The 22,409-nt window shown below is 60.0% G+C and carries 18 protein-coding genes; 14 read left to right on the top strand and 4 right to left on the bottom strand.

Features of this window, described 5'->3' with window-relative positions; translation table 11 throughout:
• The first annotated feature begins 11 nt into the window (after positions 1-11).
• Positions 12-1,421 carry an aminotransferase-like domain-containing protein gene (locus tag AC1UK9_RS09620; protein ID WP_482579926.1) on the top strand — a complete coding sequence of 470 codons (1,410 nt, stop codon included), beginning with the start codon at positions 12-14 and terminating at the stop codon, positions 1,419-1,421.
• 112 nt (positions 1,422-1,533) lie between these two features.
• Here the strand turns inward: AC1UK9_RS09620 and ppsR are convergent, their stop codons facing one another.
• The gene (gene ppsR / locus AC1UK9_RS09625; protein WP_025110328.1) at positions 1,534-2,352 is read right to left on the bottom strand and encodes a posphoenolpyruvate synthetase regulatory kinase/phosphorylase PpsR; all 819 of its coding nucleotides are present in this window, start codon (positions 2,350-2,352) and stop codon (positions 1,534-1,536) included.
• 174 nt (positions 2,353-2,526) lie between these two features.
• Between ppsR and ppsA the strand changes: the two genes are divergently transcribed.
• The 9 genes from ppsA to AC1UK9_RS09670 all read left to right on the top strand — a co-directional run bounded on the left by ppsA (position 2,527) and on the right by AC1UK9_RS09670 (position 12,183).
• A complete protein-coding gene (gene ppsA, locus AC1UK9_RS09630; RefSeq protein WP_025110329.1) occupies positions 2,527-4,902 on the top strand; it encodes a phosphoenolpyruvate synthase in 2,376 nt (791 codons plus the stop codon).
• Between the two features lie 185 nt (positions 4,903-5,087).
• On the top strand, positions 5,088-6,077 hold the full coding sequence (locus tag AC1UK9_RS09635; RefSeq protein WP_473015026.1) for an alpha/beta fold hydrolase: 990 nt from the start codon (positions 5,088-5,090) through the stop codon (positions 6,075-6,077).
• A 225-nt stretch (positions 6,078-6,302) separates the two neighbouring features.
• Positions 6,303-6,794 (top strand): ribonuclease E activity regulator RraA, encoded by a 492-nt coding sequence (gene rraA / locus AC1UK9_RS09640; RefSeq protein WP_025110331.1) that lies wholly within the window; start codon positions 6,303-6,305, stop codon positions 6,792-6,794.
• Between the two features lie 22 nt (positions 6,795-6,816).
• Complete coding sequence (locus AC1UK9_RS09645; protein WP_025110332.1) at positions 6,817-7,812, top strand: zinc transporter ZntB; 996 nt, start codon at positions 6,817-6,819, stop codon at positions 7,810-7,812.
• Between the two features lie 63 nt (positions 7,813-7,875).
• The gene (locus tag AC1UK9_RS09650) at positions 7,876-8,124 is read left to right on the top strand and encodes a hypothetical protein (RefSeq protein WP_003223293.1); all 249 of its coding nucleotides are present in this window, start codon (positions 7,876-7,878) and stop codon (positions 8,122-8,124) included.
• Between the two features lie 2 nt (positions 8,125-8,126).
• Positions 8,127-8,951 (top strand): mechanosensitive ion channel family protein, encoded by an 825-nt coding sequence (locus AC1UK9_RS09655; RefSeq protein WP_007916401.1) that lies wholly within the window; start codon positions 8,127-8,129, stop codon positions 8,949-8,951.
• 87 nt (positions 8,952-9,038) lie between these two features.
• On the top strand, positions 9,039-9,629 hold the full coding sequence (sigX, locus tag AC1UK9_RS09660; RefSeq protein WP_011333251.1) for an RNA polymerase sigma factor SigX: 591 nt from the start codon (positions 9,039-9,041) through the stop codon (positions 9,627-9,629).
• Between the two features lie 107 nt (positions 9,630-9,736).
• Complete coding sequence (locus tag AC1UK9_RS09665; protein WP_473015027.1) at positions 9,737-10,786, top strand: OmpA family protein; 1,050 nt, start codon at positions 9,737-9,739, stop codon at positions 10,784-10,786.
• 377 nt (positions 10,787-11,163) lie between these two features.
• Entirely contained in the window at positions 11,164-12,183 is a 1,020-nt protein-coding gene (locus AC1UK9_RS09670) for a quinone-dependent dihydroorotate dehydrogenase (RefSeq protein WP_473015028.1), read from the top strand.
• Between the two features lie 241 nt (positions 12,184-12,424).
• Here AC1UK9_RS09670 and rmf read toward each other — a convergent pair whose 3' ends face one another.
• On the bottom strand, positions 12,425-12,640 hold the full coding sequence (gene rmf / locus AC1UK9_RS09675; RefSeq protein ID WP_003223300.1) for a ribosome modulation factor: 216 nt from the start codon (positions 12,638-12,640) through the stop codon (positions 12,425-12,427).
• Between the two features lie 530 nt (positions 12,641-13,170).
• Between rmf and rlmKL the strand changes: the two genes are divergently transcribed.
• Complete coding sequence (gene rlmKL, locus AC1UK9_RS09680; protein ID WP_025110335.1) at positions 13,171-15,441, top strand: bifunctional 23S rRNA (guanine(2069)-N(7))-methyltransferase RlmK/23S rRNA (guanine(2445)-N(2))-methyltransferase RlmL; 2,271 nt, start codon at positions 13,171-13,173, stop codon at positions 15,439-15,441.
• A gap of 144 nt (positions 15,442-15,585) precedes the next feature.
• Positions 15,586-17,967 (top strand): sensor domain-containing diguanylate cyclase, encoded by a 2,382-nt coding sequence (locus AC1UK9_RS09685; protein ID WP_473015030.1) that lies wholly within the window; start codon positions 15,586-15,588, stop codon positions 17,965-17,967.
• A 125-nt stretch (positions 17,968-18,092) separates the two neighbouring features.
• On the opposite strand, the gene dacB is transcribed toward AC1UK9_RS09685, so the two are convergent.
• Positions 18,093-19,553, bottom strand: coding sequence for a D-alanyl-D-alanine carboxypeptidase/D-alanyl-D-alanine endopeptidase (gene dacB / locus AC1UK9_RS09690; RefSeq protein ID WP_025110337.1), 1,461 nt, complete (start codon positions 19,551-19,553; stop codon positions 18,093-18,095).
• Positions 19,554-19,788: 235 nt separating this feature from the next.
• Between dacB and AC1UK9_RS09695 the strand changes: the two genes are divergently transcribed.
• Positions 19,789-20,133 carry a YggL family protein gene (locus AC1UK9_RS09695; RefSeq protein ID WP_003223308.1) on the top strand — a complete coding sequence of 115 codons (345 nt, stop codon included), beginning with the start codon at positions 19,789-19,791 and terminating at the stop codon, positions 20,131-20,133.
• Positions 20,134-20,170: 37 nt separating this feature from the next.
• On the opposite strand, the gene AC1UK9_RS09700 is transcribed toward AC1UK9_RS09695, so the two are convergent.
• Positions 20,171-21,367, bottom strand: a complete 1,197-nt coding sequence (locus AC1UK9_RS09700) for a benzoate/H(+) symporter BenE family transporter (protein ID WP_025110338.1) — start codon at positions 21,365-21,367, stop codon at positions 20,171-20,173.
• Between the two features lie 262 nt (positions 21,368-21,629).
• Between AC1UK9_RS09700 and AC1UK9_RS09705 the strand changes: the two genes are divergently transcribed.
• A complete protein-coding gene (locus AC1UK9_RS09705) occupies positions 21,630-22,394 on the top strand; it encodes a GntR family transcriptional regulator (RefSeq protein ID WP_007961054.1) in 765 nt (254 codons plus the stop codon).
• Positions 22,395-22,409: the final 15 nt, after the last annotated feature.

Genomic DNA, 22,409 nt, shown 5'->3' on the forward strand with positions numbered 1-22,409 from the left:
TCGGGGTGACAATGACTGTCAAAGTAAGTATTGCCATGGTGTCAATCCTGCGTGACGGGCTCGTCAATGGCGTGGGCGTGAAGTACAAGCGCCTGGCGGATGCGGCGGAAAAAGCCATTACTGAAGGGGTGATCGGCGCGGGAGCGAAGTTGCCGCCGCACCGGTTGTTGGCCGACAGCCTGGGCGTGACCATCGGCACCATCAGTCGCGCCTATGGCGAGCTGGAGCGGGTCGGGCGGGTAGTGGCGCGTGTTGGCGATGGCACTTACGTGCGTGAACGCGGCATGGAGCGGCCGCAGGACAAAGGCTTTCGCAATGTCAGCGATGAGCCGCGCGCCTGTTTCGACATGAGCCGTAATCAACCGATTCCCGGGCAGGAAGCGGCGTTCATGAGCCAGACCTTGCACAGCCTTGCCAGCGATTTGTACAGCGTGCAGCAATTGACCGGCTACACCGCCGAAAGCGGCTTGCTGCGGCATCGCCAGGCGGGGGCGCACTGGTTGAGCCATGGCGCGTTTCGGCCGCACGCCGACCAGGTGTTGTGCGTCAACGGCGGCCAGCATGGCTTGCTGTGCGCCTTGATGGGCCTGCTCAAGGCCGGCGACACGGTGGTCACCGAGCATCTGACCTATCCCGGGTTGATCGGCGTTGCGCGTCAATTGGGGATCAAGCTCATCGGTGTCGCGATGGATGACCAAGGGCTGCTGCCGGCGGCGCTGGACGACGTCTGCCGCCAGCACCGTGTGTCGGCGTTGTATTGCACGCCGACGATTCAGAACCCTACGGCGGCGGTCATGTCGGTCCCGCGGCGTGAGGCGATTGCCGACATCTGCCGGCAGCACAATCTGCTGATTTTCGAAGACGACGCGCATGCGGTGCTGGCCCGTCAGCGGCCATTGCCGCTGAGTCATTTCGCCGCTGAGCGTTCGGTGTTGATCGGCAGTCTGAGCAAGGCGGTTTCAGCCGGCCTGCGGGTCGGTTACATGCAGGCGCCGCAAGCACTGATCGGGCGCCTGAGTTCGGCGATTCGCGGCACATGCTGGATGGCCAATCCGTTGGCGATGGAAGTGGCGAGCCGCTGGATCGAAAACGGTATGGCCGAGCGCTTGCTGGTGGAACAGATCAGCGAGATCGGTCGGCGCAAGGCGCTGGTCGCGCCGCTGCTGGAGGGGCTGACCTACAAGGCCGATGCCCATAGCCCGCACTTCTGGATCGAGGTGCCCGCGCTGTGGCGCGCATCGCAGATTGCTGCGGAGCTGAAGGAAAACAATTACCTGGTGAGCACCGCCGAGGCCTTTGCGGTCGGGCATGGCGCGGTGCCGCAGTTCATTCGGGCGAGTGTGTGCAATTCGGTGGCGGATGACCGGTTGTTGCAGGCAGGTTTCGAGGCCTTGGCCAAGGCATTGACAGAGACCGTGTAATCGTTCTTCGCGAGCAAGCCCGCTCCCACATTCGATCGCATTCCAACGTGAGGAACTCGATCAAAGTGTGGGAGCGGGCTTGCTCGCGAAAGCGTCAGAACACGCCACAAAATTATTTGAAACGCCGCTCCACGCCTTTCTCCACCAGAATCTTCGCCGAAATCTCCTCCACCGAAAAATGCGTGGAGTTGATATGCGGAATGTTCTCGCGGCGGAACAGGTTTTCCACTTCGCGCACTTCGAATTCGCACTGGGCGTAGCTCGAATAGCGGCTGTTGGGCTTGCGCTCGTTGCGGATCGCGGTGAGGCGGTCCGGGTCGATGGTCAGGCCGAACAGTTTGTGTTGATGAGCGCGCAGGGCGGTCGGCAGGGTCAGGCGCTCCATGTCATCTTCGGTCAGCGGGTAGTTGGCCGCGCGGATGCCGAATTGCATCGCCATGTACAGGCACGTCGGCGTCTTACCACATCGCGACACGCCCACTAGTATCAGATCGGCCTTGTCGTAATAGTGGGTGCGCGCGCCGTCGTCGTTGTCGAGGGCGAAGTTCACCGCCTCGATGCGCTCCATGTAATTGGAGTTGTGCCCGATCGAATGCGACTTGCCGACGGTGTAGGAAGAATGCTCGGTCAGTTCCTGTTCGAGCGGGGCCAGGAACGTCGAGAAAATGTCGATCATGAAACCATTGGAGGTTGCGAGAATCTCACGGATGTCCTGATTGACGATGGTGTCGAAGATGATCGGGCGCAAGCCGTCGGTTTCAGCGGCTTTGTTGATTTGTTGTACCATGGCCCGCGCTTTGTCCGCGTTGTCGATATACGGCCGCGTGAGCTTGGTGAAGGTAATGTTTTCGAACTGCGCCAGAAGGCTTTGACCCAGGGTTTCGGCGGTAATGCCGGTGCCATCGGAGATAAAGAAAGCAGATCGTTTCATTTGCACCTTGGGCCTTAAGCTAATGAGCATTCTTGGATATGATAGGCGCGATTTGCCGGCCGCCATTGGCCCGCATTCTCACTTATTTTCCAAGTCCAGGCCATACAGCCGGCCAACGCTCCCCCGAGCTGCCGGTTTCTGAGCTTTTCCAACACAGTTAGTGGAGAGATCACCTTGGTAGAGTACGTAGTTTCCCTCGATAAGCTCGGCAAACACGATGTTGAGCATGTGGGGGGCAAGAACGCATCCCTGGGCGAGATGATCAGCAACCTGGCGGGTGCCGGTGTGTCGGTCCCCGGCGGTTTCGCCACCACCGCGCAGGCCTATCGCGACTTTCTCGAACTGAGCGGCCTCAACGAGCAGATCCACAAGGCTCTCGACGCCCTGGACGTCGATGACGTCAACGCGCTGGCCAAGACCGGCGCGCAGATCCGTCAATGGATCATGGAAGCCGAATTCCCTGAAAAACTGAATGCCGAGATCCGCACCGCGTTCGCCGCGCTGTCGGCCGGCAACCCTGACGTGGCCGTGGCCGTGCGTTCCTCGGCAACCGCCGAAGACTTGCCGGACGCCTCGTTTGCCGGTCAGCAGGAAACCTTCCTGAACATCCGTGGTGTGGAAAACGTTATCCGCGCCGCCAAAGAGGTATTCGCCTCGCTGTTCAACGACCGTGCGATTTCCTACCGCGTGCACCAGGGCTTTGACCACAAACTGGTCGCCCTGTCGGCTGGCGTGCAGCGCATGGTGCGTTCGGAAACCGGCACCGCCGGCGTAATGTTCACCCTCGATACCGAATCCGGTTTCCGTGACGTGGTGTTCATCACCGGCGCCTACGGCCTGGGCGAAACCGTCGTACAAGGCGCGGTCAACCCGGACGAATTCTACGTACACAAAGGCACCCTGGAAGCTGGCCGCCCGGCCATTCTGCGACGCAACCTGGGCAGCAAAGCGATCAAGATGATCTACGGTGACGAGGCCAAGGCCGGCCGTTCGGTCAAGACCGTCGATGTCGACAAGGCCGAGCGCGCGCGTTTCTGCCTGACCGACGCCGAAGTCAGCGAGCTGGCCAAGCAGGCGATGATCATCGAGAAGCACTATGGCTGCCCGATGGACATCGAATGGGCGAAGGACGGTGACGACGGCAAGCTGTACATCGTGCAGGCCCGTCCGGAAACCGTGAAGAGCCGCACCCAGGCCAACGTCATGGAACGTTACCTGCTCAAAGAAACCGGTACCGTGCTGGTGGAAGGTCGCGCGATCGGCCAGCGCATTGGCGCCGGTAAAGTGCGGATCATCAAGGACGTGTCCGAGATGGACAAAGTCCAGCCGGGCGACGTGCTGGTGTCCGACATGACCGACCCGGACTGGGAGCCGGTGATGAAACGCGCCAGCGCCATCGTCACCAACCGTGGCGGGCGTACCTGCCACGCGGCGATCATCGCCCGTGAACTGGGCATTCCAGCGGTTGTGGGTTGCGGCAACGCCACCCAATTGCTGAAAGATGGCCAGGGCGTGACCGTATCCTGCGCCGAAGGCGACACCGGTTACATCTTCGAAGGCGAGTTGGGTTTCGACGTCAAGAAGAACTCCGTGGACGCCATGCCGGAGTTACCGTTCAAGATCATGATGAACGTCGGCAACCCGGACCGCGCCTTCGATTTCGCACAGCTGCCGAACGCCGGTGTGGGCCTGGCCCGTCTGGAGTTCATCATCAACCGCATGATCGGTGTACACCCCAAAGCGCTGTTGAACTACGACGGCCTGCCGCAGGAAATCAAGGACAGCGTCGACAAGCGCATCGCCGGTTACAGCGATCCGGTCGACTTCTACGTCGACAAACTGGTGGAAGGCATCAGCACTCTGGCTGCGGCGTTCACGCCGAAGAAGGTCATCGTGCGCCTGTCGGACTTCAAGTCCAACGAATACGCCAACCTGATCGGCGGCAAGCTCTACGAGCCGGAAGAAGAAAACCCGATGCTGGGCTTCCGTGGCGCTTCGCGTTACATCAGCGAATCGTTCCGCGACTGCTTCGAACTCGAGTGCCGCGCGCTGAAGCGTGTGCGCAACGAGATGGGCCTGACCAACGTCGAAATCATGGTGCCGTTCGTGCGCACCTTGGGCGAGGCCAGCCAGGTCATCGATCTGCTCGCCGAAAACGGTCTGGCTCGCGGCGAAAACGGTCTGCGCATCATCATGATGTGCGAACTGCCATCCAACGCGATTCTCGCTGAAGAGTTCCTCGAATTCTTCGACGGTTTCTCGATCGGTTCCAACGACCTGACTCAACTGACGTTGGGTCTGGACCGCGATTCGGGCATCATCGCGCACCTGTTCGACGAGCGTAACCCGGCGGTCAAGAAGCTGCTGGCGAACGCCATTGCCGCGTGCAACAAGGCTGGCAAGTACATCGGCATCTGCGGTCAGGGCCCTTCGGATCACCCGGATCTGGCCAAGTGGCTGATGGAGCAGGGCATTGAAAGCGTGTCGCTGAACCCGGATTCCGTACTGGAAACCTGGTTCTTCCTCGCCGAAGGCCAGGCGCAGGCTTGATAAGTAGGTGAATGGCCCGCTCCCCCTGTGGGAGCGAGCCTGCTCGCGAAGACGGACTGACAGGCAACAATGATGTCGACGGATGTACCGCTTTCGCGAGCAGGCTCACTCCTGCAAGGGGCGGGTTTTGAGATTTGAGTAGGGCGGGCTCCTGTAGATGCCGCCCTTTTTTGTGCAAGAGCATTATGCAAAGCAGCAGCAACCTGTTTCCTGTCGCCCTGATCAGCGCCGAACGACGCGGTGATCTGAGCGAAGACGTTTATCGATTGAAACCCGGCAACAGCCCGGACTGGTCCGTGGAGATCGCCGTCACCCGTTTGGGCATGGCCGACGACACGGCGCCCCGTGGCGTGCCGGTGATTTTGTTGCACGGCAGTTTTTCCAATCGACGCTTCTGGTTTTCGCCAAAAGGCCTCGGGCTTGGCGCGTATCTGACGCGACTGGGTTTTGATGTGTGGATTCCGGAGATGCGCGGCCATGGTCTGTCGCAGCGCAACGAGGAATACCGCAGGAACCGTGTTGCCGACTACGCCAAGTACGATCTGCCGGCGATTGCCGCGTTCGTGCGTGAGCAGAGTGGGCAGGTGCCGCACTGGATCGGTCATTCGCTGGGCGGCATCACCCTGGCGGCGGCGCTGGGCGGTGAATACTTAGGCGAACCGGCGGTGGCTTCGGCGGCGTTTTTCGGCACCCAGGTCAGCCGCACGTACTGGCCGTTGAAGATCCCGCCGGTGGAGTGGAGCGGGCGCTTCATTCTCAAGCGTTTCGCGCAATTGTCTGGCTCGCGCCTCAAGCGCGGCCCGGAAGACGAACCGATCGGGCTGGCGCTGGAAAGCATGCGCTGGTACGGCCTGTTCGGCCGCTTTGGCGACAAGGACAAGGATTGGTGGGCCGGGCTTGCCGAGGTTCAAGTGCCGGTGCTGGCGGTGACGGCGGCGGGTGATCATCAGGATCCGGCGTGGGCCTGTCGCAAACTGTTCGAACAGATCGGCTCCGAGCACAAGCAGTTCGTCAATCTGGGGCGGGAACAAGGCTTCAGCGACAATTTCGGGCATGTCGAGATGCTGGTGAGCAAGGCAGCACAGGCCGAGGTCTGGCCGCTGGTGGCGCGCTGGCTGCAGGATCAGCACACACCGCTGCTGGGCGAGAAGCCGGACCTGGCCGCGGCGGTTTGAGCGCAGGCTCTGAAAAGGGCATTTCGTTCGTATCGGCTTGCGGCTAAGATATGACGCATTGTGCAATTCTGGTCATATTTGGTGGCTGTTTAGCTATTACGTTTCAGCATTTGTTCAGGTTCGTTCAGCGACCATTGCATGAACTAAGGTAAACAGCGACCGCCGGGACTCGTTTCAACAGAGTGCGACATCCTTGATCGTCTTCCTTGTTACAGGAGTTTTTCGATGAACCATTACCTCACGCCTGACCTGTGCGACGCCTATCCGGAGCTGGTGCAGGTGCTGGAACCGATGTTCAGCAATTTCGGCGGCCGCGATTCCTTCGGCGGCGAAATCGTGACCATCAAATGTTTCGAAGACAACTCGCTGGTCAAAGAGCAGGCCGAACTCAAGGGCAACGGCAAAGTGCTGGTGGTCGATGGCGGCGGTTCGCTGCGTCGTGCGCTGCTGGGCGACATGATCGCCGAGAAAGCGGCGAAAAACGGCTGGGAAGGAATGGTCATCTACGGTTGCATCCGTGACGTCGACGTCATCGCTCAGACCGATCTCGGTGTCCAGGCGCTGGCCAGCCATCCGATGAAGACCGAAAAGCGCGGTATCGGCGACCTCAACGTGCCGGTGACGTTTGCCGGTGTGACGTTCCACCCAGGCCAATTCATTTATGCGGACAACAACGGCGTGATCGTTTCGCCGAGCCCGCTGAAGATGCCTGAATAAAGTTTTCGACAAAGGGATGCGGATGTTCGAGGAAGAAAACGCGCAGTGGGGGCTGGTGCATGCCCTGGTACTGGACGGTAAAGGCGGTGCGCGTTCGATAGCCCGGACTGAGCTCGACGATCTGCAACTGCAGGCTCATGAGAGTCTGTGGCTGCATTGGGATCGCAGTCATCCGCAAACCCAGACCTGGCTGCGCAAATCCAGCGGCCTGAATGAATTCAGCTGCGACCTGCTGCTGGAAGAAAACACCCGCCCGCGCCTGTTGCCGTTGCCGGATGCCGAGCTGTTGCTGTTTCTGCGCGGGGTCAACCTCAACCCGGGTGCCGAGCCGGAAGACATGGTCTCTGTGCGGATTTTCGCCTCCGCCCAGCGCGTGATCTCGTTGCGTCTGCGCCCGCTGCGTGCCACCGATGAACTGCTGGCGCTGTTGAGCGAGGGCAAAGGCCCGAAAACCTCCTCCGAACTGATCCTGTATCTGGCGCAATTCCTCACCAACAAGGTGCAGGATCTGGTCACGTGCCTGTCGGAACTGGTCGATGAAGAGGAAGAAAAACTGGATGCCGACGAACGGTATACCCCCGAGCATGGCTCGATTTTGCACATCCGTCGCCGGGCTGCCGGACTGAAGCGTTTCCTGGCGCCGCAGCGGGATATTTTCGGACAGCTGACGCGGATAAAACTGCCGTGGTTTGTCGACGATGACGCCGACTACTGGAACGAATTGAACAACAGCCTGACCCGCTATCTCGAAGAGCTCGAATTGACTCGAGAGCGCATGGGGCTTGTGCTGGAGGCCGAAGACCGGCGTTTGAACGTGCGCATGAATCGCACGATGTACCGTTTCGGCATCATCACCTGCATCTTTTTGCCGATGAGTTTTCTCACCGGTCTGTTGGGCATCAACGTGGGCGGAATTCCGTTCTCGAGCAGCCCTTATGGTTTCCTCATTGCCTGTCTGACGGTGTTGGCCATGGCCTTTGGTCAATGGTGGTTATTCCGCCGTTTGCGCTGGGTATGAAAATGCAGCATGTGACCCGACCAAATTTGCCCGCGTCTTTCACAGACATCACGAGAGGTGCGTATGCACGATCCGTTTGAACAGTCTTTGCGCGACATGCTCAACGCCTCGCCGTCCAGCCGCGACGACGATGCCTGCCTGGGTCGCGTACTCAAAACCGCCAACCGCCAGGTCGGCGCCGGTGATCTGTTCAGCCTGCTGGGCCGCTGGCTGCCCGCGCTGATGATCGCCCTGAATAACGGCTCGGCCCACGTTTCGCCGGTTTCCCGTCTTCGTAAAACTACCGCTCGCACTGCTGATAAGGCTGATTGAATATGGAACTTGATCTCTGGACTCAGAGCCTCGTCACTGCAATGACTGCGTTGTGGACCAAAGTCGCCAACTTTATCCCGAACCTGTTCGGCGCACTGGTGGTGCTGCTGTTGGGCTTCGTGGTGGCCAAGCTGCTCGATACCTTGCTGTCCAAGTTGCTCGCCAAGCTGGGCCTCGATCGCCTGATGGGCGGCACCGGGTTGACCAAATTGATGTCGCGGGCCGGGCTGCAAGTGCCGATCTCGACCCTGATCGGTAAAATCGTCTACTGGTTCGTTCTGCTGATTTTCCTGGTTTCTGCAGCAGAGTCCCTTGGACTTGAGCGAGTTTCAGCTACGCTGGACATGCTGGCGTTGTATTTGCCGAAAGTTTTCGGCGCCGCGCTGGTGCTGTTGGTGGGTGTTTTGCTTGCCCAACTGGCCAACGGACTGGTGCGCGGTGCGGCAGAAGGCGTAGGGCTGGACTACGCTTCGGGTTTGGGTCGAATTGCTCAAGGGCTGGTGATCATCATCAGTATCTCGGTGGCGATCAGTCAGCTTGAGGTCAAAACCGACCTGTTGAACCATGTGATCGTCATCGTTTTGATTACCGTTGGTCTGGCCGTTGCGCTGGCCATGGGTTTGGGAAGCCGGGAAATTGCCGGTCAGATTCTTGCGGGAATCTATGTGCGTGAGTTGTATCAGGTTGGGCAACAAGTGCGTGTTGGTGAGGTCGAAGGCCAGATCGAAGAGATCGGCACGGTTAAAACCACATTGCTGACCGATGAGGGTGAGCTAGTCTCACTTTCCAATCGGATCCTGCTGGAACAGCATGTGAGTAGCCGCTAACCCGGCAAACCCTGCTAATGTATGCCGCCGCAAAATGCCCTGAGAGGGTAGCGGCGGACATTGACCTGACTGTCGGCACGACTTGTTTTGAATAAAGCCCAAACGCTATCCACGCGCTATGACCCCCGTGAGCTCTCTGATGAGGAGTTGGTCGCGCGCTCGCATACCGAGCTGTTTCACGTGACGCGCGCCTATGAAGAGCTGATGCGGCGTTACCAGCGAACATTATTTAACGTTTGTGCGAGATATCTTGGGAACGATCGCGACGCAGACGATGTCTGTCAGGAAGTGATGCTGAAGGTGCTGTACGGCCTGAAGAACTTCGAGGGGAAATCGAAGTTCAAAACGTGGCTGTACAGCATCACTTACAACGAATGCATCACGCAGTATCGGAAGGAACGGCGAAAGCGTCGCTTGATGGACGCCTTGAGTCTGGACCCCCTGGAAGAAGCGTCGGAAGAAAAGGCGCCGAAACCCGAGGAGAAGGGCGGACTCGATCGCTGGCTGGTGTATGTGAACCCGATTGACCGTGAAATTCTGGTGCTACGATTTGTCGCAGAGCTGGAGTTTCAGGAGATCGCAGACATCATGCACATGGGTTTGAGTGCGACAAAAATGCGGTACAAACGTGCTCTAGACAAATTGCGTGAGAAATTTGCAGGCATTGCTGAAACTTAGTTCAGCGCAAATATCTCTTACGTGTAGGCAAGTTCTGATAGACTTGCCGCCGAGTTGTCCCCCGGTTTGCGGGACTGCTTCACAATCACCAGATGGGGATTTAACGGATGAAACTGAAAAACACCTTGGGCTTGGCCATTGGTTCTTTGATTGCCGCTACTTCGTTCGGCGCACTGGCACAAGGCCAAGGCGCAGTTGAAGGCGAACTGTTCTACAAGAAGCAGTACAACGACAGCGTTAACCACGTCGAAGACGGCTTCAACCCAGGCGCCTCTATCGGTTACTTCTTGACCGACGACGTATCGTTGAACTTGACCTACGACAAGAACAACCACACCCGTTCGAACGACGGCACCGGCAGCCAGAAACTGCACGGCGACAACTTCGGTCTGAACGCTCAATACCACTTCAACAACGCTGGCGACGCTCTGCGTCCTTACGTTTCTGGTGGTGTGAAGCATGGCAGCCTGACCAACGTAGCTGCTGACGGCCACACCGGTCGCGACCAGTCGACCTACCTGACTGCTGGCGCTGGCGTTAAGTACTACTTCGCTGAAAACTTCTACGCCCGCGCTGGTGTAGATGCTGACTACAAACTGGACAACGGTCGCTGGAACTACGCTCCAGTTGTTGGCCTGGGTGTGAACTTCGGTGGCGGCGGCAAGCCAGCTGCTGCTCCAGTTCCAGCTCCAGCTGAAGTCTGCTCCGACAGCGACAACGATGGCGTTTGCGACAACGTTGACAAGTGCCCGGACACCCCAGCCAACGTAACTGTTGACGCTGATGGCTGCCCAGCAGTTGCTGAAGTTGTTCGTGTAGAGCTGGACGTGAAATTCGACTTCGACAAGTCGGTCGTCAAGCCAAACAGCTACGCTGACATCAAGAACCTGGCTGACTTCATGAAGCAGTACCCAGCCACTCACACCACTGTTGAAGGTCACACTGACTCCGTCGGTCCTGACGCTTACAACCAGAAACTGTCTGAGCGTCGTGCAAACGCCGTTAAGCAAGTTCTGACCCAGCAGTACGGTGTTGAGTCGTCCCGCGTTCAGTCGATCGGCTACGGCGAATCCCGCCCAGTTGCTGACAACAAAACTGAAGCTGGTCGCGCTGTTAACCGTCGCGTAGAAGCGCAGGTTGAAGCTCAAGCTAAGTAATTAGCTCGCCGCTTTGAGAAAAGCCCGGCTCAGGCCGGGCTTTTCTTTGCCTGCGATTTGGTGAAGCGCAAATATTTACGCCCACACAATGGCCGACAGACTGCACACCCGTCCTGGGTTCAGCCTCATTAGCACTGCCATGTCGCTGGGGGGGGAGGGCTAAGCCGCCGGTGCCCAGATGCACGGCGTAAATCAGCCCGTACGGGCTGCGGGCGACCTTCCCGGGCTTTGCCCAGACCAAACCGCTGACGACCCCATTGTCCGTGCCTGCAGGCCGCCATATGCCAGTCGGGCTGATTTGCCTGTGTGCCTCGCGCCGAGGGGCGTTGCCCGGCTATAATCGCCGCCTCTTTTCGCCGCCCGAGTCATCGCCGCCCATGTACACCCTGGCCCGTCAGCTGTTGTTCAAACTTTCCCCGGAAACCTCCCACGATCTGTCGCTGGATCTGATCGGCGCGGGTGGGCGTTTGGGCCTCAACGGCATGCTGTGCAAGAAGCCTGCGAACGTGCCGCTGACCGTCATGGGTCTGGATTTTCCGAACCCGGTGGGTCTGGCGGCCGGTCTGGACAAGAACGGCGCGGCCATCGACGGCTTTTCGCAACTGGGTTTCGGTTTTGTCGAGATCGGCACCGTGACCCCGCGTCCGCAGCCGGGCAACCCGAAGCCACGGATCTTCCGCCTGCCGGAAGCCGAGGCGATCATCAACCGCATGGGCTTCAACAACCTCGGTGTCGATAACCTGCTGGCGCGGGTCGCGGCGGCCAAATACAAGGGCGTGCTGGGGATCAATATCGGCAAGAATTTCGACACCCCGGTCGAGCGTGCAGTGGATGACTACCTGATCTGCCTGGACAAGGTTTACGCCCACGCCAGCTACATCACCGTCAACGTCAGCTCGCCGAACACCCCGGGCCTGCGCAGTCTGCAGTTCGGTGATTCGCTCAAGCAGTTGTTGGCGGACCTGGCCACGCGCCGCGCCGAACTGGCCCTGCGTCACGGCAAACATGTTCCGCTGGCGATCAAGATAGCCCCGGACATGACCGACGAAGAGACCGCGCAAGTGGCTCAGGCGTTGATTGAGACCGGTATGGACGCGGTGATCGCCACCAACACCACCCTGAGCCGCGTGGGCGTCGAAGGCATGGAACATGGTGACGAGGCCGGCGGTCTGTCCGGCGCACCGGTACGCGAGAAGAGCACGCACACGGTGAAGGTGTTGGCGGCTGAGCTGGGTGGTCGGTTGCCGATCATTGCCGCTGGCGGTATCACCGAGGGCAAGCACGCGGCCGAGAAGATCATGGCGGGTGCGAGCCTGGTACAGATCTATTCCGGGTTCATCTACAAAGGCCCGGCGTTGATTCGCGAATCCGTCGACGCGATCGCCGCCCTGCGCTGATCCCCTTGTGGGAGCGGGCTTGCTCGCGAAAGCACTGTATCAGTCACCGAAGATGCTGACAGAAGCACCGCTTTCGCGAGCAAGCCCGCTCCCACAGGTTATGTGTGCAGTTCAAGTGATTTTGCAGGCATAAAAAAGGGCTCCTCGAAGGAGCCCCTGGGCCGCAGCCCGCCGTCCGGGAAGGACGTGCATGGTAAGTCGCTAAAAATTCAGATTGTCGTGTCGGAATTAATGCCCTGTGTCAGCCGACGGCGTGAAGTTCGTTGAGTCTGTGGATCCCCGCAGTGCCGGTCATACCGTCCCAGTTGTCGCCGCGTCCTTCTCGCCAGCCGTTGATCCAGGCTTGACGTACCGACGGTAGAGTAAATGGGCAAAGCTCGCGGGATTTGCCACCAACGCCATATTGATATCCGCGCAAAAATGCTCTTTCCAACGGATCACGCTTAAGTCTTCTCATAGGGTGTTTCCCTCACTTGTTGACTGTTTGTGTCGCGTTGACCTCAACCGAGGTCTGGCAGAAAAACTCTGCCGGGGGCGGCTCGCTGCCGGCGTGGCGAGCCAAGGTGTTGACGCCGTTGCGACGTCAACCTGTGTTCAGTTCTAACCAATGAGTCACACCGAGGGAATGATCGTTTTGTCATAAGGACGTAACGAAAATAGTGCTACAGCCATAAGTAACGACGGGTTTCATGAACGTTTTTTCACCAAACCCCGGTATGATCGGCCCCGCGCTGGATGATGGGGTTAATCCTTTAGTGAGAATGACCTACGTTTGCGCTGGGGTACTAAGCGACGAAGGGTCGCTTTAAGACTTTTTGTTTCATCAACTTTTTTATCTGTCCTTGCATCTAAGCTCTTTTAACCCGAGCAGCAGGGATGGAACGGCACACCTTCGTGCCACGCGGGCGCTCTTTTAGAAAAGCGCCTGATTGAAAACCGGATCGGCAATGCGTTGCCGATTCACTAGCCAAAGGCTCTGGAAATACCATGTCCGATCGTTTCGAACTCTTCCTCACTTGCCCCAAAGGCCTTGAAGGCCTGCTCATCGAGGAAGCCGTCGGGCTTGGCCTTGAAGAAGCCCGCGAGCACACCTCCGCCGTGCGTGGCATGGCGACCATGGAAACCGCCTACCGCCTGTGCCTCTGGTCGCGTCTGGCCAACCGTGTATTGCTGGTGCTCAAGCGTTTCCCGATGAAGGACGCCGAAGACCTGTACCACGGTGTACTCGACGTCGAGTGGCAGGACCACATGCTCAGCGACGGCACCCTGGCCGTTGAATTCAGCGGCCACGGCTCGGGGATCGACAACACTCACTTCGGCGCCTTGAAGGTCAAGGACGCCATCGTCGACAAACTGCGCACCCCGCAAGGCGACCGCCCGTCCATCGACAAGCTCAACCCGGACCTGCGCATCCATCTGCGCCTGGATCGCGGCGAAGCGATCCTGTCGCTCGATCTCTCCGGTCACAGCCTGCACCAGCGCGGTTACCGCCTGCAGCAGGGCGCTGCACCGCTGAAGGAAAACCTCGCGGCGGCGATCCTGATCCGTTCCGGCTGGCCGCGCATTGCTGCCGAAGGCGGCGCGCTGGCTGACCCGATGTGCGGTGTCGGTACGTTCCTGGTCGAGGCCGGCATGATCGCCGCCGACATGGCGCCGAACCTGCGCCGTGAGCAGTGGGGCTTCACCGCATGGCTGGGCCACGTGCCGGCGCTGTGGAAAAAACTCCATGAAGAAGCGGTCGAGCGTGCCGCTGCCGGTCTGGCCAAACCACCGCTGTGGATTCGCGGTTACGAAGCCGACCCGCGCCTGATTCAACCGGGCCGCAACAACGTCGAGCGTGCGGGTCTGAGCGAGTGGATCAAGATCTACCAGGGTGAAGTCGCGACCTTCGAGCCGCGTCCGGACCAGAACCAGAAAGGTCTGGTGATCTGCAACCCACCGTATGGCGAGCGTCTGGGTGATGAAGCCAGCCTGCTGTACCTCTACCAGAACCTTGGCGAGCGCCTGCGTCAGGCCTGCTTGAACTGGGAAGCAGCGGTGTTCACCGGTGCGCCGGATCTGGGCAAGCGCATGGGCATTCGCAGCCACAAACAGTATTCGTTCTGGAACGGCGCGCTGCCGTGCAAGCTGTTGTTGATCAAAGTGCTGCCGGATCAGTTCGTCACTGGCGAGCGCCGCACCCCGGAGCAGCGTCAGGCCGAGCGTGAGCAAGCCGCTTACGACCAGACCCCGGACGAGCCGCAAGAGCGCAAGTTCAACAAAAACGGCAACCCGATCAAGCCGACGCCAGCCCCGGCTCCGGTGATCGAGCAGCCGCGCTTGAGCGAAGGCGGGCAGATGTTTGCCAACCGTCTGCAAAAAAACCTCAAGGCCATGGGCAAGTGGGTCAAGCGCGAAGGCATTGATTGCTACCGCGTCTACGATGCCGACATGCCGGAATATGCGATGGCCATCGACCTGTATCACGATTGGGTGCACGTGCAGGAATACGCTGCGCCGAAGTCCATTGATCCGGAAAAAGCCTCGGCGCGCATGTTCGATGCCCTGGCCGCGATTCCGCAGGCGCTGAACGTCGACAAGAGCCGCGTGGTGGTCAAGCGCCGCGAGCGCCAGAGCGGCACCAAGCAGTACGAGCGTCAGGCCGCGCAAGGCAAGTTCAACGAAGTCAGCGAAGGCGGCGTCAAGCTGCTGGTAAACCTTACCGACTACCTTGACACCGGGCTGTTCCTCGACCACCGGCCGATGCGTATGCGCATTCAGAAAGAGGCGGCCGGCAAGCGCTTCCTCAATCTGTTTTGCTACACCGCGACGGCCAGCGTGCACGCGGCCAAGGGCGGTGCGCGCAGCACCACCAGCGTCGACCTGTCGAAAACCTACCTCGACTGGGCGCGCCGCAACCTGTCGCTGAACGGTTTCTCCGACAAGAACCGTCTGGAGCAGGGCGACGTGATGGCATGGCTGGAAAACAGCCGGGACGAGTACGACCTGATCTTCATCGATCCGCCGACCTTCTCCAACTCCAAGCGCATGGAAGGCATCTTCGACGTACAGCGTGATCAGGTGCAGTTGATCGACCTGGCCATGGCGCGCCTGGCGCCGGGTGGCGTGCTGTACTTCTCCAACAACTTCCGCAAGTTCCAGTTGGAGGAGAACCTGGCCGAGCGTTACGCGGTCGAGGAAATCAGCGCGCAGACCATCGACCCGGATTTCGCCCGCAACACCAAGATTCATCGCGCCTGGAAAATCACGGCTCGTTGACACTTGTCCAGGTTGGATCCACAGAGCCTTGATTTTTAACGGCTCTTGGATCCGATCAACGCTAGCCAAATTAATGGCTAATAGCTATAACTCACTCATGGCCAATGGGGCTTTCCCGGAACACTGGCGTAGTGAGTTGCCCTTATGTCGTTGCACCCCGTGCGCCCAAGGATTCTGGGTTTTATCAGCGAAGAAGTCTCGGCCTGGCTGGTCGCGCTGCTGGTATTGCTCGCCGGCGGGATTCTCACGGGGCTGCTCGCCTGGGCCACCCTCAATCAGTTTCATCATCAATTGCTTCAGCGTTTTCAACTGCTCGCCAATGAGCGCTACAGCCGCATCGAAGAACGCTTTCAGGATCAGGAGCAGCGCCTCGACGGTCTGCGCCGTTTCTTCGCCAACTCCGAATCCGTGTCCCGTGCCGAGTTCGACGGCTACACCCAACCTCTATTACTGCGCACCCAGGCCTATTCGTATGCGCCGCGGGTCAGTGCGGCCGAGCGCCCGGCGTTCGAGCAGCGTGTGCGGGACGAAGGCCTGAACACCTTTACCATTCGCGAACTCAACGCACAGGACGAACTGCAACTGGCGGCCGTGCGTGATGAATACGTGCCGGTGTTGTACAGCCAGACCCAGAGCCGCCTCGGCTCGCCCTTGGGCTACGATTTGCTCGCGCAACCGCTGCGCCGCGACACCCTGCAGCGCGCCGAAAAACTCGGCAATCTTGCGGTGTCGCAACCGATGCACCTGGTAAGTATCGAACCCTCTTACGCGCGCGGTGTGCTGCTGGTGGCGCCCGTAACCCGTGAGGCCGGGCGGCGGCCGTTTGGCTACGTAATGGCGGTGATCAGCATGCGTCAGTTGCTGGCCGATGGTTTGCCGGATGCGTTCCATGACTACCTCTCGGTGCGCATCCTCGATCTGTCGACCAGCGATCAACACGAGGTACTGTTCGAGTCGAGCAATCAACCGGCCGCCAGTGAATTGTCGGCGACGCGCCTTGTACGCCTGGCCGATCACGACTATCAGGTCGATATTCTGCCGAGCGAAGCATTTATGCAGGCCAATCATTCGTCAGTCGGCAGTGTGGTGATTCTCGGCGGATTATTGAGTGTGTTGCTCAGCGCGTTGCTCTACGTGCTGGTCAGCCAGCGCCAGCGCGCCTTGCGCATGGTCGAACTGCGCACTCAGGAACTGCACGCTCGCGAGCAGGAACTGCGCGGCACCCACGGTCAATTGCGCGGGGTGCTGAACGCCGCGACCCAGGTTGCAATCATCGCCACCGATTTGCGCGGGGTGATCAACACCTTCAACCCCGGCGCGGAACAGATGCTCGGCTACAGCAGCGCCGATGTCGTTGGCCATATGACTCTGGAAAACCTGCACCTGCCGCGCGAACTCACAGCGCGCTCGGCGGAGTTGAGCGCGCGTTACGGCAAGAGCATTCCGACCTGTCACGCGATGCTGGTCGAGGGCGGCGAGGTGGGCGGTCATGAGGCGCGCGAGTGGACGCTGGTGCGCAGCGATGGCAGTCATCTGCCGGTGAACATGCTCGCCACCCCGGTGCTCGATGAACAGGGCCTGTGGGTCGGTCATCTGGCGATTTGCATCGACATCACCGAGCGCAAGCGCGTGCACGAGGCACTCGCGGCGCGGGATGTGCTGCTGAAAAAACTCAGCGCCCATGTGCCCGGCGGCATCTACCAGTTCAAGATGGAGTTCGACGGACGCTTCAGCGTGATCTACGCCAGCGACGGCATCCGCGAGATCTACGAGTTGGAGCCGGATGTGCTGCTGCTCAATGCCGAGGCAATTTTCACCCGCATTCATCCGCAGGATGTCTCGCGGGTTCGCAGCTCGATCCGGGCGTCGGCAGACAGCCTCAGCCCGTGGCGCGAGGAATACCGCGTGCAGTTGCCCGAGCGCGGCCTGCGCTGGGTACGCGGTGAGGCGACGCCGGAAGAGCTGCCGGGCGGCGGTGTGCTGTGGCACGGCTACATCTCGGACATTTCCGATCTGAAGCGGGTGGAAGAGGAACTGCGGGCGCTGTCGGTTACCGACTCACTGACCGGCATCCACAACCGGCGTTATTTCCAGGAACGCCTGACCACCGAAATGGCCCGGGTCGAGCGTGGCGGCGGCGAGCTGTCGGTGATCATGCTCGACATCGATCACTTCAAACGGATCAACGACCAGTACGGCCATGCCGTGGGCGACCGCGTGTTGCAGGCGGTGTGCGAGCGCATCGGCCATCGCTTGCGCCGCACCGATGTGTTCTGCCGTCTGGGCGGCGAGGAATTCATGGTGCTGTGCCCGGACATCGACGGCAAGCACGCCTATATCCTTGCCAAGGAGTTATGGCAGGGGCTGCGCAGTTCGCCGGTGGATGTGGTCGGGGTGGTGACGGCCAGTTTCGGCATCGCCAGCTGGCGACCGGGGGAGGGCGCAGATGCGCTGTTGTTGCGAGCGGATTCGGGCGTGTACGCGGCGAAGCAGGCCGGACGGGATCGGGTTGAGCAGATGAGCTAGCCTGTTACGCCAATCCCCTGTGGGAGCGGGCTTGTTCACGAATGCGTCAGTTCAGTCAGTATTTTTGGTGACTGACACGAAGCCTTCGCGAGCAAGCCCGCTCCCACATTAGATCGGCTGTGTTTTCACAGCGCCGAAGCGGTCTGCGGCAAGCGCGGCTGCTTGTACAGATCCAGCAGCACCTGATCCAGCACCGACGATGCGCCGAACGGGGCCTTGTCGTTGAGGATCGCCACCACCGCCCAAGTGTTGCCATTGACGTCACGGCTGAAGCCGGCAATGGCACGCACGGTGTTCAGGGTGCCGGTCTTGACGTGGGCTTCGCCGCGCATTGCGGTGGTCTTCAGGCGTTTGCGCATGGTGCCGTCAGTGCCGGCAATCGGTAGCGAGCTGATGTACTCGGCGGCGTACGGGCTGTGCCAGGCCGCTTGCAGCATGTTGGCCATCTCGCGGGCGCTGACGCGTTCAGCGCGCGACAGCCCGGAGCCGTTCTCCATCACCAGGTGCGGCGCGGTGATGCCTTTCTTCGCCAGCCATTGGCGGACCACGCGTTGCGCGGCCTTGGCGTCGTCACCGTCGGCTTCGTTGCGGTATTTCTGGCCCAGGCTCAGGAACAGCTGCTGGGCCATGGTGTTGTTACTGTATTTGTTGATGTCGCGGATGATTTCCGCCAGATCCGGCGAATAGGCGCGGGCCAGCAATTTGGCGCTGCTCGGGGTCGCGGCGAGGCGATCCTTGCCCTGAATGCTGCCCCCCAATTCTTTCCAGATCGCGCGCACAGCACCGGCGGTGTAGGTCGCGTGGTCGAGCAGCGACAGGTAAGTCTGCGAGCTGCAGCCATCGCCCAGTTGACCGGCGACGGTCACGGTCACGCTGCCATCAGGCTGGGTCACCGGGTTGTAGCGCACGCCACCGGTGCACTGTTTGGAATTGAGCGCCTTGACCGTGTTCTCGATGTGCACGCTGGCAATCGGCGGCTCCACCGAGATCAGCACCCGGCCACCGTCATTGCGCGCCACAAAGCGCAGGGCCTTGAGGTTGACCAGCAGCGAGTCCGGCTTGACCAGGAACGGCTTGTTCTCGTCGTTGCCGTCGTCGTTGAACTCGGGCAGTTGCGGCTGGATGAAGAAGCTGCGGTCGAGGATCAGGTCGCCGGTGACCTGGGTCACGCCGTTGGCGCGCAGGTCGCGCATCAGCAGCCAGAGTTTTTCCATGTTCAACTTCGGATCGCCGCCACCCTTGAGGTACAGGTTGCCGTTGAGGATGCCGCCGCTCAGGTCGCCGTCGGTGTAGAACTCGGTTTTCCACTGATGGTTGGGGCCGAGCATTTCCAGCGAGGCGTAGGTGGTGACCAGTTTCATGGTCGAGGCCGGGTTGACCGAGACGTCGGCGTTGTACACGGTCGGGTTGCCCGGGCCGTCGAGCGGGATCATCACCAGCGACAGTGCAGTGGGCTGCAGTTTGCTGGCCTTGAGGGCTTTTTCGACGTTAGGCGTGAGGGCGGTGTTGATGGTGGCCGCAGAAACCGGCAGGGCCAGGGGCAGAAGAAGGCCGGCGAGAAACAGTGGACGCAACGATTTGATCATATGAATTAAAACCCTGCAGAAGAGGGGAAAAATAACGAGGGCATGGATGAAAAAGCCCTCAGTGGTCATGAAAGTGTCGGCATTATGCCCCAAGGTGTAACAGCTTGTGCCTTGCCCGTGGCGGCCATTTCGTTATTTTTTTTACAGCTGGTCGGCCACGGTACCCAGAGAGTCGGGCAATTGACCGCTTAAACTGGTAAAGTGCCGGCCGTTATTACTTAAGAGGATTGTTCCAATGGCGACTAACCGTTCCCAGCGTCTGCGCAAAAAACTGTGCGTTGATGAATTCCAAGAGCTGGGTTTCGAACTGAACCTGGACTTCAAAGAAGACTTGTCCGAAGAAGCCATTGACGCTTTCCTCGAAGCATTCATCAAAGAAGCCATGGAAGCCAACGGTCTGGGCTATGTCGGCGGCGACGACTTCGGTCTGGTGTGCCTGCAGAAGCGTGGCTCGGTCAACGAAGAGCAGCGCGCTGCCGTTGAAGCCTGGCTGAAAAACCGTAGCGAACTGACCGGCATGACCGTCAGCCCGCTGCTGGACGTTTGGTATCCGGAAAAGCCGATCAACGCGGCTAAGTGATACTGAAAAAAACGGCGACCTTCGGGTCGCCGTTTTTTTATGCCTGGGTTTTGCGCCAATTCAGGATCAATAACGTCAGCACACCCGCCACAATCCCCCAGAATGCCGAACCGATGGAAAACAGCGTCAGCCCCGACGCCGTGACCATGAAGGTGATCAGCGCCGCTTCACGTTCCTTCACTTCGGTCATGGCAATGCTCAGTCCGTTGATGATCGAGCCGAACAGCGCCAGCGCGGCAATCGACAGCACCAGTTCTTTCGGCAACGCGGCAAACAACGCCGCCAAAGTTGCGCCGAACACCCCGGCAATCCCGTAGAAAATCCCGCACCACACCGCGGCGGTGTAGCGCTTGTTGCGATCTTCATGGGCGTGCGGCCCGGTGCAGATCGCCGCGCTGATGGCCGCGAGGTTGATGCCGTGGGAGCCGAACGGCGCCAGCAGCAGCGAGGCGATGCCGGTGGTGGTGATCAGTGGCGAGGCCGGAACGTTGTAGCCGTCGGCGCGCAGCACGGCGATGCCGGGCATGTTTTGCGAAGTCATGGCCACCACAAACAGCGGGATGCCGATGCTGATGGTCGCGGCCAGCGAAAAATGCGGCGTGGTCCACACCGGCGTCGCCACTTCCAGATGAAAGCCGCTGAAGTCCAGCAGGCCCATGAAGCCCGACAGTGCGGTGCCAATCAGCAGCGCAGCCAGCACGGCGTAACGCGGCGACAGGCGCTTGACCACCAGGTAAGTGAAGAACATCCCCAGCACCAGCCCGGTGCGGTGCTGCGCGGCGACGAAGATTTCGCTGCCGATCTTGAACAGAATCCCCGCCAGCAACGCCGCTGCCAGCGAGGCCGGGATCTTTTTCACCAGGCGTTCGAAGCTGCCGGTCAGGCCACAGATCGTTACCAGCACCGCGCAGGTGATGTAGGCGCCGATGGCCTCGCCGTACGTGACGCCGCCCAGACTGGTGATCAGCAGGGCCGCGCCCGGTGTCGACCAGGCGATGGTGATCGGCGTGCGGTAGCGCAGCGACAGGCCGATCGAGCACACCGCCATGCCGATCGAGATTGCCCAGATCCACGAGGAAATCTGCCCGCTGCTCAGGCCCGCCGCTTGCCCGGCCTGAAACATCAGCACCAGGGAACTGGTGTAGCCAGTCATCATCGCAATGAACCCGGCGACGATGGCCGAAGGCGAAGTGTCGGCGAGCGGGCGCAGCCGGGTGTAGGTGGCGTCGTTCATGACGGCGATGTTCCTTATACAGATGAAGATCCCCGCCACACCACAGGGGGATTGTGTGTAAAAGGCGGATTCTGCGATCAAGCCTAAACTCAATCGTAACGGATCGTTGCAATACAGCCGTGGACACAAACAGCCATACAGTCGTGTTGCCACCTTCCATTGTGTACAATCGCGCTGTTTTTTACGCGATACTTGCCAGCGACCTACTGTGCCGTATTACAGTCACGGTCTATTCGCCGCAGTTCTCCCGACTCGAGTGCCCATGAACGAACAGTTGCAACCCCTCAAGAAACAACCGCGAGCAGGCAAAGCCGGCCGCAGCGGAACCCAGGACGATATTGTCTACGCGCATATCTTCGAGGCCATCCTCGAACAGCGTCTGGCGCCCGGCACAAAATTGAGCGAAGAAGCGCTGGGGGAAATCTTCGGGGTCAGCCGCACCATCATTCGCCGCGCGCTGTCGCGTCTGGCCCATGAAGGCGTGGTGCTGTTGCGGCCGAACCGTGGCGCTGTGGTCGCCAGCCCGAGCGTTGAAGAAGCGCGTCAGGTGTTCATGGCACGGCGTCTGGTAGAGCGCGCGATCACCGAACTGGCGGTGCAGCATGCCACTGCCGAGCAGATCGCCGAGTTGCGCCAGATGGTCAACGACGAACGCGACAGCTTTTCCCGTGGCGATCGCGGCGCCGGTATCCGGCTGTCGGGCGAATTCCACCTGAAACTGGCTGAAGCGGCGAAAAACGCGCCACTGATCAGCTTCCAGCGCAGCCTGGTCTCGCAGACGTCGCTGATCATCGCTCAATACGAAAGCGGCAACCGTTCGCACTGCTCGTATGACGAACACACCCAGTTGATCGACGCCATCGAAGCGCGCAACGGTGAACTGGCGGTGGACCTGATGATGCATCACATGGACCACATCGACAGCAAGCTCAACCTCGACGAGGAAAGCGCTTCGGACGACCTGCATGCGGTGTTCTCGCATCTGTTGCAGACCAAGAAGCCTGGGCGGCCTGCGGCCAAGCTCTGACCGGCACCGAGTCGC

This window comes from Pseudomonas sp. AK-TSAG1-1 (assembly GCF_056821665.1).

What these genes read in the sequence shown, in the direction of transcription:
- rraA (WP_025110331.1), top strand. Translation starts at nt 6,303, where the DNA reads ATGAACCATTACCTCACGCCTGACCTGTGCGACGCCTATCCGGAGCTG.
- AC1UK9_RS09670 (WP_473015028.1), top strand. Translation starts at nt 11,164, where the DNA reads ATGTACACCCTGGCCCGTCAGCTGTTGTTCAAACTTTCCCCGGAAACC.
- AC1UK9_RS09645 (WP_025110332.1), top strand. Translation starts at nt 6,817, where the DNA reads ATGTTCGAGGAAGAAAACGCGCAGTGGGGGCTGGTGCATGCCCTGGTA.
- ppsR (WP_025110328.1), bottom strand. Translation starts at nt 2,352, where the DNA reads ATGAAACGATCTGCTTTCTTTATCTCCGATGGCACCGGCATTACCGCC.
- AC1UK9_RS09705 (WP_007961054.1), top strand. Translation starts at nt 21,630, where the DNA reads ATGAACGAACAGTTGCAACCCCTCAAGAAACAACCGCGAGCAGGCAAA.
- dacB (WP_025110337.1), bottom strand. Translation starts at nt 19,553, where the DNA reads ATGATCAAATCGTTGCGTCCACTGTTTCTCGCCGGCCTTCTTCTGCCC.
- rmf (WP_003223300.1), bottom strand. Translation starts at nt 12,640, where the DNA reads ATGAGAAGACTTAAGCGTGATCCGTTGGAAAGAGCATTTTTGCGCGGA.
- AC1UK9_RS09620 (WP_482579926.1), top strand. Translation starts at nt 12, where the DNA reads ATGACTGTCAAAGTAAGTATTGCCATGGTGTCAATCCTGCGTGACGGG.
- AC1UK9_RS09695 (WP_003223308.1), top strand. Translation starts at nt 19,789, where the DNA reads ATGGCGACTAACCGTTCCCAGCGTCTGCGCAAAAAACTGTGCGTTGAT.
- AC1UK9_RS09655 (WP_007916401.1), top strand. Translation starts at nt 8,127, where the DNA reads ATGGAACTTGATCTCTGGACTCAGAGCCTCGTCACTGCAATGACTGCG.
- AC1UK9_RS09685 (WP_473015030.1), top strand. Translation starts at nt 15,586, where the DNA reads ATGTCGTTGCACCCCGTGCGCCCAAGGATTCTGGGTTTTATCAGCGAA.
- AC1UK9_RS09650 (WP_003223293.1), top strand. Translation starts at nt 7,876, where the DNA reads ATGCACGATCCGTTTGAACAGTCTTTGCGCGACATGCTCAACGCCTCG.
- AC1UK9_RS09700 (WP_025110338.1), bottom strand. Translation starts at nt 21,367, where the DNA reads ATGAACGACGCCACCTACACCCGGCTGCGCCCGCTCGCCGACACTTCG.
- AC1UK9_RS09665 (WP_473015027.1), top strand. Translation starts at nt 9,737, where the DNA reads ATGAAACTGAAAAACACCTTGGGCTTGGCCATTGGTTCTTTGATTGCC.
- rlmKL (WP_025110335.1), top strand. Translation starts at nt 13,171, where the DNA reads ATGTCCGATCGTTTCGAACTCTTCCTCACTTGCCCCAAAGGCCTTGAA.
- AC1UK9_RS09635 (WP_473015026.1), top strand. Translation starts at nt 5,088, where the DNA reads ATGCAAAGCAGCAGCAACCTGTTTCCTGTCGCCCTGATCAGCGCCGAA.